The following is an 11,565-nucleotide window of genomic DNA, read 5'->3' on the forward strand; positions in this document are numbered from 1 at the left end:
TCGGCGTTCGACCCCCGGGACGCCGTCCGAATCCCCGGTCGGCTTCGGAACGGTTGACAGACGATCCGTGTCCCGGGTTTGTCCGACGTCGGAGGTTTGTCGTTGCCTGCACTGTGGCGAACTGTGAACCTGCCCGGGAGCCGCGTGAGTGACGTTCCCTCGGTCAACCTCGCCGTTGCTTTGGTCCCCACGGACGGATCCTCTGCGGCCGGGAACCGTGTCCGGCGGAGCCGGCCTGTCCGGTTCTTGGGGCGGCTGGCACGGAGCATCATCAGGATCCCGTTGGCTCTGTCCCTTGCTTTAGTGATGTGGGCGGTTGGAGTCGTCACCGGCTCCGTGATTTCAGGGCCGCCGCCCGCGCTCGGGTCAGCCCTGTCCATAGGCCCTGATCTGCTGATGCGCGGCCAGTGGGGGTCGCTGTTTACCTCCTGGTTGTTCCCGGGACCGCTCGCCTCCTATGTGCTGGCAACCGCCGTGATCCTGGCGTGCGTCGGCCTGGCTGAAGTCACCATGGGATGGGGCCGGACCGCCGTCGCGTTCGTCGGCGGGCACCTCGGCGCACTGCTCCTGTATTTTGCAGTGGCCTGGACCGGTGCGGTCATGGGCAGCGAATGGCTGGCCACACTCCGTCACCCGGCGCCGCTGGGACCCTACGCTGCGTCTTTGGCCGCTGTCATGTCCGCAAGCCCGCGGATCAGCGCTCTCTGGCGCCGGAGGATCCGGTCCGTGAGCATCTCCGTGACGGTGATGCTGCTGTTGTATATCGGGCATCCGCAGAACCTCAACAGCCTGCTCGGAGTCGCGTGCGGACTCGGCATCGGCGCCGTGATGGGCGGCCGGCACGGAGGCGGCCACTTCGTCCATTCCACCAGCCGGGAAGTCAGGGCGCTCCTGTCAATGGTGGTGGCGGTCTTTGCCGCGGGCCCGGTCTTGGCCAGCCTGGCGAAGGCACCCTCCGGGCCGCTCGCGGTCCTCAGGAACTTGGTTGTCAACCCCATCCCCACGATCAACGATCTGCAGGCGAACTGCTCAGCGGCCGTCGACCTTTCCTGCCTTCAGGTCATTCAGAGCCCCGGGTTACGCGGGCCTGGCGGCGAAGCCCTCGCGCTGGTTCCCCTGGTCCTGCTGCTGGTCTGCGCGGAGGGGCTCCGCCGGGGAAACCGGGTTGCCCTGTGGGTGGCGATGTCGGTCCAGCTGGTGATCGGTGTTCTCTCCGCCATTTACCTGCAGCTCTTCGCCCAGTTCGGAACCTCTCTGCGGAGTGGGTCACGGGTCCTCTCCGTGGACTCGGGCATCGCGGAAGTTCTTCCGGTGGTCTTGGTGCCCCTGCTCATCGCGGCCGCACTGTTTGCCGCCCGCAGGCACTTCAACGTCGACGCCGATCCGGTTCTGGGCCGCCGCTCACTGCTCCTGCTGGCAAGTGTCTTCGCGGTGTTTGTCACTGCGTACGTGGTGGCATGGTTCGCTGAGGACAACTACTACCACCGGGCCGGCCTGCTTGCCCTCTTGGCCACCCTGCCAAAGATGTTCCTGCCGTATCCGTTCTCCTTCCGGTACTCCGTGTCGGTATACCCGCATGGCGTGTGGTCGCCCCTCATCTTCAGCTACGGTGGCGCCGCGTTCTGGCTTATCTGCCTCATCAGCATCCTCGCCATGTTCGTCAGCCGCCACCTCCGGGACCTTAGGGCGGACAGTGGCATCTCCCTGGCCCGGCGGCTGGTGCGGCAGGGCGGCGGATCGCTGTCCTGGATGGCCCTCTGGCCCAACAACCGGTACTGGTTCAACAGCGCGGAGACCGTAGGCATCGGCTACCAGATCCACTACAACGTGGCGCTGACCGTTGGCGGACCCTTCGGCGAACCCGAAGACTTCGAGAAGGCCATTGAGGAGTTCACCGCATTCTGCGCCGAACAGTCGCTCTCCCCATGCTGGTACTCCGTCACAGATGACCACTGGACCCTGTTGCGGGACCTTGGATTCAGCCGCGTGAGGGTGGCCGAGGAGACCCTGCTGCCGCTGGGCAACATCGAGTTCAAGGGCAAGGAATGGCAGGGAGTCCGCACGGCCCTCAACAAGGCCCGGAAACTGTCCGTTGAGGCCCAGTGGTTCACCTACGCCGAGCTCACGGGAACGTTGCGAACCCAGGTCCACGAAATCTCCGAAGAATGGGTCTCCGAAAAGACCTTGCCGGAGTTGGGATTCACCCTGGGCGGTATTGAAGAACTCAAGGATGAGAATGTGCTGCTGTGCCTGGCCGTGGATTCGGCGGGAAAGGTCCACGGCGTGACCAGCTGGCTCCCGGTGTTCAAGAATGGTGACGTCACCGGGCGCACGCTCGATTTCATGCGGCGAAGCCCGGACGGCTTCAAAGGCGTGATGGAATTCCTGATTGCCTCCGCGGTACTCCACTTTGACGGAACCATGGCGGAAATTTCGCTCTCCGGGTCTCCGCTGGCGCCGGTTCATGACGGCGATGCGGCGGGCGGGCCGTCAGACGGCGCAGCGGTTGGCCGGTTCTTGGACTGGCTCGGTACCGCCCTCGAACCGGTCTACGGATTCCGGTCCCTGGCCGCCTTCAAACAGCGCTTCCACCCGCGCCGCCGGACGCTGTACATGATGTACCACGACCCCCTGGCGCTACCGGTCATCGGACGGGCGCTCACCGAGGCCTACATGCCCACCATGTCCATCCGGCACACGGCCCGGCTGCTGCGTGGAGTCATCGGCTGAGCCATGAAGCCGCCGCTGGTGCCGCTGCGGGGGTATCCACGTACCACCACGCGTGGGGCCAGCGGTCGGCGATGCCAGGGGGTCTGCGGCCTAGCCGGCGACGCCGAGGCGGGCCATGAGCCAGTCCATGTTGTTTTCCACGCCGTATCTCCACGCCGGCCACGCGTGCCCGCCGGGAGCATCCTGGAGTTGGACGTTGATACCGGCCTTTTTCATGCCCCGGTAGACCTGGATTCCCTGGGGGCGGTAGAACTGATCGTCGGTGCCGACGGTGACGATGCCCGCCGTGTCCGGATATTTCCGGGTCTTGATGACATCGAGGGCGTTCTGCATCTGGAACTCAGCGGCGCTGCCGCCAAAGTACTGCTGCAGGAGAACCTGGTGCCCCTGCCTGATGGTCGGCTGGTTTTCGCCAGAGCTGTCGATGAAAGTGGGGTAGACCCCGGGGTAATTCATGGCCAGCTGCATGGCGCAGGTTCCGCCGTAGGAGAAGCCTCCAACGGCCCACTGACTGCTGGAGTGGGTGCCTGCCCCGAAGGTCGCCTTGACCCAGTTGGGGACGTCCTGGCTCAGGTATGTTCCGGCCTGACCCTGCCTGGTGTTCATGCACAGGGGCGGGTAACTGGCCCACTTCCCGCCGGCGTCGGGCATGACAACCACCGGCGCCAAGCCCTTATGTGAGGCTGCATAGTCGTCCATGAACTGCCCGATCCGGCCGTTGCGGATCCAGTCGCTGGTCCCGCCCGGGACGCCGTGGATGAGCACCAGGACTGGAAGATTGGCCCTCGGCGTCGCGAGGTACGCCGGGGGAAGGTACACGAACGCCGCCGAGGAGGCTTGATGGGAGATGGACGCCGGGATGAACGCACTGACCACCGTCCCCTGGTTCGGCATGCCCTCCGGCGGGGTCCAGTTCGCGAGAGTGGTGGGGGAGTCGCTCCGCTTTGCCTTTGGTGCAGGGTCGCGGCCTTCCTGGCTCTTGAATTGCTCCAGGCTTTCCATTTTGACGCCGGCGTCCCCAAAGACTGAGCCCAGGGTGGGGTAGTAGTCGAAGTTCTGGTTGATCAGCGACCCCGAGGCCAGGACGACGACGAGCGCGGCGGGCACCACGGCGATGCGCGCCGGCACCCGGCGCAGGTCCAGGATCTTGGGCACGATAAGAAGCAGGGCCAGGATGCCGACGCCGGCATAGGCATAGACGCGTTTCGGCAGCGGGGAACCCCATAAGTTCCACACCCGCTCCGAAAACAGCCACACCAGGATGCACAAAAGGCCTGCAGCCATGGCCGCGCCGGGCACCCAGCGGGACAGATGCCTCCGGCGCCCCCAAACGAGCCACGCGAGGGCGGCCGCCGCCAAGACATAGAGAACCCAAGGCACGACGCCGGCAGTGATCGCGAGGTTCTGCAGGTTCATGGGGCAAGAATAAGAAAGAAAGCCGAGAATCAGCCCGGAAAAGCCCGAACGCTACCCCGGCCTCAGGCCGGGTCGGACACGTCTTCGAGCGCCTGGGCGATCTCCGGCGGGAGCGGCGCAAGCGCCGAATCCAGGATCTCCTTGAGCTGGACCGGTGTCCGGGGGCCGACCACTGCGGTTGCCACTCCCTGCTGGGAGAGGAGCCAGCTCAGCGACACATCCAGGGGCGTCCGGCCGAGCCCCTTCGCCGCCATGGCGACAGCCTCCACCACGCTGGACGCCGGGCCCTCAAGATAGGGTTCCACGTACGTGGCGAGCCGCTGGTTGGCGGCGCGGGAATCCCCGGGGATGTGGCCGCGGTATTTTCCGCTCAGGACTCCGCGGCCGATCGGACCCCACGCCATCAGGCCCAGCCCGGCGTCCTCGATGGCCGGAATCAGCTCGATCTCAGCGCTGCGCTGCAGGAGCGAGTATTCGGACTGGTTGGCCACGAGGGGAAAGCCCGCTATTGCCGCGGCCTTGGCTGTCTGCCAGCCGTTGAAGTTGGAGACGCCGGCATAACGCGCCCGGCCGGACCGCACGGCGTGGTCCAGTGCGGACAGGGTCTCCTCCAGCGGCACATTGGCATCCCAGGCGTGGGCGAACCAGAGATCCACGTAGTCGGTTCCCAGCCGGGCAAGGCTCGCGTCAAGCCCGGAGAGCATGCCGTTGCGCGACGTGTCGACGCCGCGGCGCCCGTCCGCCGTCGTCAGTCCGGCCTTGGTGGAAATCACCACTTCGGAACGGGCCACGACGTCGCCCAGCATTCCGCCGAGCATCGCCTCGGCCTGCCCGTCGGCGTAGGACGCCGCGGTGTCGATCAGGGTTCCGCCGGCATCGACGAAGGACCGCACGAGGGCGGCGGCATCCTGTTCCTCGGTTTCCCGGGCCCAGGACATGGTGCCAAGGGATAGGGCGGACACGCGCAACCCACTGTTGCCGACATAACGCTGCTGCATGCCAGCAAGCTTACGGGAGTCACCGTGCTTCATAACGTAGGGTCTATAAACGTGAACTGGATACAAGCGGCTCTGCTGGGCCTAGTACAAGGGCTGACCGAGTTCCTCCCGATTTCCTCGAGCGCCCATCTGCGGATTGTCGGCTCCTTCCTGCCGGAGGCGTCAGACCCCGGCGCGGCTTTTACGGCCATTACCCAGCTGGGCACCGAGACGGCCGTGATTGTCTATTTCTGGCGCGACATCCTGCGGATCATCCGCGCGTGGTCCGGTTCGCTGACCGGCAAAGTGTCCCGGCAGGACCCGGATGCACGCATGGGTTGGCTGGTGATCCTGGGCAGCGTCCCGATCATCGTCCTCGGCCTGCTGTTCCAGGACCAGATTGAGTCCGTGCTCCGCAGCCTGTGGGGTGTCGCGACCATGCTGATTATTTTCGGCATGGTCCTTGCGGTGGCAGACACCATCGGCCGGCAGGACCGCGAACTGACGCAGCTGACCTACAAACACGGCCTTTACTACGGACTGGCGCAGGCCCTGGCCCTCTTCCCCGGGGTGTCCCGCTCCGGCGGCACCATCAGCGCCGGGCTCCTGATGGGCTACACCCGTGAGGCAGCGGCCCGCTACTCATTCCTGCTGGCCATCCCCGCCGTATTCGGCAGCGGCCTGTACCAGCTGTACAAAGTAGTCTCCAAGGAAGGCATCACCGGCCCGTACGGACTCCCGGAAACGGCCCTGGCCACGGTGATCGCCTTCATCGTGGGCTATGTCATCATCGGCTGGTTCCTGAAGTACGTCTCCACCCGCGGCTACCGGCTCTTTGTCTGGTACAGGATCCTCCTGGGAATGTCCCTGTTCCTGCTGCTCGGTTTCAATGTCATCAGCGCCTAGCACTAGGCTTGGGCTGTGAAATCCTGGATCTCCCGCCCCGTTGCCCAGCTCCCCGGCAGCATGCCCGCCCTGCGCCTATTCGACACCGCCAAGGGCGGCATCGTCACCCTGGAGGCCACGGGCGAGCAGTCCATGTATGTCTGCGGCATCACCCCCTATGACGCCACGCACATGGGCCACGCGGCCAGCTATGTCGCCTTCGACCTCCTGAACCGTGCGTGGCGGGACGGCCGCCAGCACGTCGCCTACGTCCAGAACGTGACCGACGTCGACGATCCCCTCCTGGAGCGTGCAACGGCCACCGGCATCGACTGGCGCGAACTCGCCGCGAGCCAGATCGAGCTCTTCCAGACCGACATGGAGGCCCTGAACGTCCTCGCCCCGGATCATTACATCGGCGCCGTCGAGGCCGTTCCCCTGATCGTTCCAGCCATCGAGCGCCTCCTGCACAACGGACTCGCGTACCGCGTCCCCGGCACCGGCGGCGAGCCCGACGGCGACGTCTACTACGACGTCGAGGCGGCCGGCAAGCACTCGTCGGACGCCGTCGACGCCTGGACCTTGGGGTCCATTTCCGGACTCTCCGACGCCGAAATGCTGGAGCTCTTCGCCGAACGCGGCGGCGACCCCGGCCGTGCCGGGAAGCGCCAGGCGCTTGATCCGCTGCTCTGGCGGGTTGCCCGCGAGGGCGAGCCCCGCTGGCCCGGCGGCGAGCTGGGGGAGGGACGGCCCGGCTGGCACGTCGAATGCACCGTGATCGCCCAGGAGTACCTGCCCAAACCGTTCACCGTCCAAGGCGGCGGCTCTGACCTCATCTTCCCGCACCACGAAATGGGCGCCGGCCACGCGTACTCACTGGCCGGCGTGCCGCTGGCCCGCCACTTCGCGCACGCCGGCATGGTGGGCCTCGACGGGGAAAAGATGAGCAAATCCAAGGGCAACCTGGTCCTGGTCTCCAAGCTCCGCGCCGACGGCGAAGAGCCGGCCGCGATCCGCCTGGCGATCCTGGCCCACCATTACCGCTCGGACTGGTCCTGGACCGCCGGAGGGTTCGCCGAAGCCAAGGACCGGCTGCGCACCTGGCGTGAGGCCCTCGCCGTGGCACCCAGCGGCACGGCCGCGGCCCTGGTCGGCCGGATGCGGACTGAACTCGCCAATGACCTCAACGCGCCCGGCGCCCTCGCGGCCGTCGATGCCTGGGCTCAGTCCGCCCTCGGAATCGCACTGGAAACCCCGGCCGCCTCGGCCACGGACGCCGCGCTGGTGAGCGACGCCGTCAACGCCCTGCTGGGCGTCGAACTCTAGACGTCCACCCGCAGCAAAACCTGCTAGGGCTTGTCCTTGCCCCGGCGCTTGAGGTAGCGCTCGAATTCACGGGCGATCGATTCTCCGCTGGCCTCAGGAAGGTCCGCGGTGTCCTTGGCCTCCTCCAGCTGGCGGACATACGCCGCAATTTCGGGGTCCTCGGTGGCGAGCTCGTCCACGCCGCGCTCCCACGCGTCGGCTTCCTCCACCAGTTCCGTGGTGTCCAGGGGGACCTGCAGCAGCTCCTCGATCCGGTGCAGCAGGGCCAGCTGCGCTTTCGGTGACGGGGCCTGGGCCACGTAGTGCGGCACGGCCGCCCACAGCGAGACCGTCGGGAGCCCTGCCAGCAACGCCACTTCGCCGAGCACCCCCACAATCCCCACCGGCCCCTCGTACTGCGAGGCCTCCAGGTCCATCCGTTCACGCAGTGCGGCGTCGTCCGTGGATGTGCTGACCGGAATCGGCCGGCTGTGCGGAACGTCGGCCAGCAGCGCACCGACCAGGATGACGTAGTCCACATGCATGGCCTCGGCGTGCACCAGCAGCTCCGCTGTGTAAGCACGCCACTTGTAAGACGGCTCGGTGCCCTGGACGAAGATGACGTCCACGTTCGACTCGGGGACGCTGGCCTTGAAGATCCGCGTGGACGGCCACTTGATCTTTCGCTCACCGGCCGCCGTCCGCCGGATCGTGGGCCGGGTGAACTGGAAGTCGTAGTACTCATCGGCGTCGATCGCCGCGATCTTCTTGCCGCCCCAGAGCTTGTTCAGATAGCGCAGGGCATCGCTGGCGGCCTCCCCGGCGTCGTTCCAGCCTTCAAAGGCCGCCAGCATGACGGTGATGCGCCGGCCCTCGGGGACGGGCTGCAGCAGCCGCTCCGGCTCGGAGACGGCGCCTGGTTCGGTGGGGTCTGCCTCGAAGCTGTTCATGCCATCACCCTACGTCCAAGACCCCGCCCCGCGCAGGCAATCGGGCGCTGCGCGTGCCCGATTTCCGCCCGGAATCCCACGGCCGGGCGGGCGGAATTCGCCGTAGGCGTAGCGCGGGCACCCCGCCGCGGGCTTCCCCGTAGACTGGAAGGCATGCGATCCTCAGCTTCCCGGCCCCTCCTTAAAGCAGCACTCTGGGACATGGATGGCACCATTGTCGACACCGAGCCCTACTGGATTGAAGCCGAACGCGCCCTCGTTGAAGCCCACGGCGGCCAATGGTCCCAGGACCAGGCCCTGCAGCTCGTGGGACAGGCCCTGACGTTTTCCGCGGGCATCCTGCAGGAAGCCGGCGTGGCGATGGAACGCCGCGACATTATCGACACCCTCACGGCCCATGTGGTCAGCCAGGTCCGGAACTCCGTTCCTTGGCGCCCCGGTGCCCGGAAACTGCTCGACGAACTCTACAAGGCCGGTGTCCGCTGCGCCCTCGTCACCATGTCCGAGGCCCCGCTGGCCCGGGAGATCGTTGCGAGCCTGCCGGAGCCCTACTTCGAGTTCCTCGTCACGGGGGACACAGTCACCCAGGGCAAGCCGCACCCGGAGGCCTACCTGACGGCCGTTGAACTCCTGCAACGGCAGGACCCGGAACTTGGCCTGCACCACTGCGTGGCCCTGGAAGATTCCGTGCCGGGGGTCGCCGCCGCCATCGCCTCCGGCGTCGTCACGGTCGGCATCCCGCACATCCTGCCCCTCCCGCACGATCCCCGCCGCGCCACCTGGGACACCCTCGAGGGCCGCACAGTTGCGGACCTGGAAGAGCTCGTGGCCCTGCGGCAGGAATTCCCGGACGCCACGTTCGGGCGCGCGGCGGAGCCAGCGGCCCTCTCGGCCGGGAGTCTTCCCCGTGGCTGACACCGGCAGCCAGGGACAGCCGGGCAAAAATACGCCCAGCCGCCGGGAGGGGATCCCGCTGGGCCGCATTGCCGGCATCCCGGTCTTTCTGGCGTACTCCTGGTTCATCATCGCGGCCTTCACGGTGATCGCGTACGGCCCGGTCCTGCAGAGCAACAACCCGCGCCTCGGCGTCACCGCCTTCTTCGTCGCCTTCGCCTACGCGCTGCTGCTCCTGATTTCCGTACTGGCCCATGAACTCGCACACGCGCTGACTGCCAAGCTGTTCCACTGGCCCACGGAGAAAATTGTTCTTAACCTCTGGGGCGGCCACACCCAGTTCGAGAGTTTCACCGCCTCACCTGGCCGCTCCGTCCTGGTAGCGATGGCAGGCCCGGCGGCGAACTTCGTCCTGGCCGGCGCAGGCTGGCTCCCGCTCGCGTACGGGGACCTGAGCGGCGTGGCGGATATCCTGGCCAACATCTTTGTCTGGGCCAACCTGCTGATCGGCATTTTCAACGTGCTTCCCGGCCTTCCGCTGGACGGGGGCCGCTTGGTCGAATCCGCCGTCTGGAAAATAACCGGCAACCAGGAAAAGGGCACTATTGCCGCCGGCTGGGCGGGCCGGATCATCGTGATCGGCCTGGCCCTGTGGTTCATTGTCCTGCCCCTGGTCAGCGGTGCACGGCCGGATATTTCCTTCACTCTCATCACCGCCCTCGTGGGCAGCTTCCTGTGGATGGGGGCGTCGGCGTCGATCCAGCAGGCCCGCCTGCGCGGCCGACTGTATCTCGTCGATGCCGCGGCCCTCGCCGAACCCGCCCTCGGGCTTCCGGAAACCGCCACGGTGGCCGACTTCCTGGACCGGGCGCCGGCAGGAAAGCCCACCGTGGTGCTGTGCGACCCGGACGGCCGGCCCGTGGGCATCGTCGACGCCGCGGCCGCCGCCACCGTGCCCGCCGCCCTGGCCGCGGCGACCGCCCTGACCGCGGTCTCCTACCCCCTTGGCGCCGGCGCCTATGTCCCCGAATGGTCCAAGGGCCAGGAGCTGGTCCAGTACTTGGCTCAGCTTGAAGGGAAGGAGTACGCGGTGGTGGATCGCGAGGGCGCGGTCACCGGGCTGTTGCGCCAGTCCGCCGTCCTGCTTGCCATTACAGGCAAGTACCGGAACGAACGCCAGAACCAGGGGCAGAACCGGTAGAGTTACTGGGCGGTCGTGATTCTCCGGCCCCCACGCGCAAGGACCGGTGCCCGCCGGCATGTCCGCGGCCACACAGCTTTACAGGAGCGAGGAACATCTTCATGAGCAGCGACACCGCCGCAGGCACTAACACCGCCACCACCCCCGCAGGCACGACCACCGCCGCAGGCACTAACACCCCGAACGGTGCAACCGGCGCGGCGCGCCGCCGCGGACCGTTCCGCGAAGGCGAGCGGGTCCAGCTCACGGATGAGCGCGGCCGCATGAACACGATCACGCTCGAGGTCGGCGGGGCCTTCCACACCCACCGCGGGTTCCTGAACCACGACGAGATCATCGGCAAGCCGGACGGCTCAGTGGTGGTCAACAACGTCGGGCAGCAGTACCAGACCCTGCGGCCGCTGCTCTCGGACTTCGTTCTCTCGATGCCGCGTGGCGCGGCCGTGGTCTACCCCAAGGACGCTGGCCAGATCGTGACCATGGCGGACATCTTCCCCGGCGCGCGCGTTGTTGAAGCCGGCGTCGGCTCGGGCGCCCTTTCCATCTCCCTGCTGCGCGCGGTGGGGGACAACGGGTACCTGCATTCCTTTGAGCGCCGCGAGGAGTTCGCGGACATCGCCCGCGGCAACGTCGAGACCATCTTCGGCGGCCCGCACCCGGCCTGGAAGATCTCGCTCGGCGACTTCCAGGAGGAAGTGGTGCGGACCGAGGAACCCGGCTCCGTGGACCGCGTGGTCCTGGACATGCTCGCCCCGTGGGAATGCCTCGACGCCGTCGCCACGGTCCTGGCTCCCGGCGGAGTGTGGATCAATTATGTCGCGACTGTGACGCAGCTTTCGCGGACAGCCGAAGCCATCCGCGCGGACGGACGTTTCACCGAACCTGACGCGTGGGAATCCATGGTCCGCGGCTGGCACCTCGAGGGCCTGGCCGTGCGCCCGGACCACCGCATGGTCGCCCACACCGGTTTCCTGCTGGTAACCCGCCGCCTCGCCGACGGCGTCACTGGAATTTCGGTGAAACGCCGCCCCTCCAAGACCGACTTTAACGAAGAAGACGTCAATGCGTGGACCCCGGGTGCTGTCGGCGAACGTGCGGTCTCGGACAAGAAGCTGCGCCGCGCCGCCCGCGATGCCATCGCCGGAACAAACGTCGTCGACGCCCCGGAGATAACGAACTAGGCAGCATATTTCGGATGTCTCCAGCG

Annotated in this window: 9 protein-coding genes; 6 read left to right on the forward strand and 3 right to left on the reverse strand. The window is 66.9% G+C overall.

Features of this window, described 5'->3' with window-relative positions; translation table 11 throughout:
* Positions 1–144 precede the first annotated feature (144 nt).
* Positions 145–2,730 (forward strand): phosphatidylglycerol lysyltransferase domain-containing protein, encoded by a 2,586-nt coding sequence (locus tag ACFRJ8_RS11660; protein ID WP_377986319.1) that lies wholly within the window; start codon positions 145–147, stop codon positions 2,728–2,730.
* A gap of 90 nt (positions 2,731–2,820) precedes the next feature.
* Here the strand turns inward: ACFRJ8_RS11660 and ACFRJ8_RS11665 are convergent, their stop codons facing one another.
* Positions 2,821–4,146 carry an alpha/beta hydrolase gene (locus ACFRJ8_RS11665; protein ID WP_377986320.1) on the reverse strand — a complete coding sequence of 442 codons (1,326 nt, stop codon included), beginning with the start codon at positions 4,144–4,146 and terminating at the stop codon, positions 2,821–2,823.
* A gap of 62 nt (positions 4,147–4,208) precedes the next feature.
* Positions 4,209–5,144 carry an aldo/keto reductase gene (locus tag ACFRJ8_RS11670; protein ID WP_377986321.1) on the reverse strand — a complete coding sequence of 312 codons (936 nt, stop codon included), beginning with the start codon at positions 5,142–5,144 and terminating at the stop codon, positions 4,209–4,211.
* 51 nt (positions 5,145–5,195) lie between these two features.
* Between ACFRJ8_RS11670 and ACFRJ8_RS11675 the strand changes: the two genes are divergently transcribed.
* Positions 5,196–6,029 carry an undecaprenyl-diphosphate phosphatase gene (locus ACFRJ8_RS11675; protein ID WP_377986322.1) on the forward strand — a complete coding sequence of 278 codons (834 nt, stop codon included), beginning with the start codon at positions 5,196–5,198 and terminating at the stop codon, positions 6,027–6,029.
* Between the two features lie 15 nt (positions 6,030–6,044).
* On the forward strand, positions 6,045–7,334 hold the full coding sequence (mshC, locus tag ACFRJ8_RS11680; RefSeq protein WP_377986323.1) for a cysteine--1-D-myo-inosityl 2-amino-2-deoxy-alpha-D-glucopyranoside ligase: 1,290 nt from the start codon (positions 6,045–6,047) through the stop codon (positions 7,332–7,334).
* 23 nt (positions 7,335–7,357) lie between these two features.
* On the opposite strand, the gene ACFRJ8_RS11685 is transcribed toward mshC, so the two are convergent.
* A complete protein-coding gene (locus ACFRJ8_RS11685; RefSeq protein ID WP_377986324.1) occupies positions 7,358–8,263 on the reverse strand; it encodes a PAC2 family protein in 906 nt (301 codons plus the stop codon).
* A gap of 153 nt (positions 8,264–8,416) precedes the next feature.
* On the opposite strand from ACFRJ8_RS11685, the gene ACFRJ8_RS11690 reads away from it, so the two are divergent.
* The 3 genes from ACFRJ8_RS11690 to ACFRJ8_RS11700 all read left to right on the forward strand — a co-directional run bounded on the left by ACFRJ8_RS11690 (position 8,417) and on the right by ACFRJ8_RS11700 (position 11,539).
* On the forward strand, positions 8,417–9,178 hold the full coding sequence (locus ACFRJ8_RS11690; RefSeq protein ID WP_377986325.1) for an HAD family hydrolase: 762 nt from the start codon (positions 8,417–8,419) through the stop codon (positions 9,176–9,178).
* Entirely contained in the window at positions 9,171–10,358 is a 1,188-nt protein-coding gene (locus ACFRJ8_RS11695; protein ID WP_377986326.1) for a site-2 protease family protein, read from the forward strand. The genes ACFRJ8_RS11690 and ACFRJ8_RS11695 overlap by 8 nt, the downstream gene beginning before the upstream one ends.
* Before the next feature lie 101 nt (positions 10,359–10,459).
* Positions 10,460–11,539: a tRNA (adenine-N1)-methyltransferase gene (locus ACFRJ8_RS11700; protein WP_377986327.1), complete on the forward strand. Its 1,080-nt coding sequence runs from the start codon at positions 10,460–10,462 to the stop codon at positions 11,537–11,539.
* Positions 11,540–11,565 lie beyond the last annotated feature (26 nt).

Source organism: Arthrobacter sp. NPDC056886, assembly GCF_042788715.1.
Classification (GTDB): Bacteria; Actinomycetota; Actinomycetes; order Actinomycetales; family Micrococcaceae; genus Arthrobacter.

Bases quoted from the DNA above. Each gene is read 5' to 3' on its own strand.
- ACFRJ8_RS11700 (WP_377986327.1), top strand. From the start codon at position 10,460: ATGAGCAGCGACACCGCCGCAGGCACTAACACCGCCACCACCCCCGCA.
- ACFRJ8_RS11665 (WP_377986320.1), bottom strand. From the start codon at position 4,146: ATGAACCTGCAGAACCTCGCGATCACTGCCGGCGTCGTGCCTTGGGTT.
- ACFRJ8_RS11685 (WP_377986324.1), bottom strand. From the start codon at position 8,263: ATGAACAGCTTCGAGGCAGACCCCACCGAACCAGGCGCCGTCTCCGAG.
- ACFRJ8_RS11670 (WP_377986321.1), bottom strand. From the start codon at position 5,144: ATGCAGCAGCGTTATGTCGGCAACAGTGGGTTGCGCGTGTCCGCCCTA.
- ACFRJ8_RS11690 (WP_377986325.1), top strand. From the start codon at position 8,417: ATGCGATCCTCAGCTTCCCGGCCCCTCCTTAAAGCAGCACTCTGGGAC.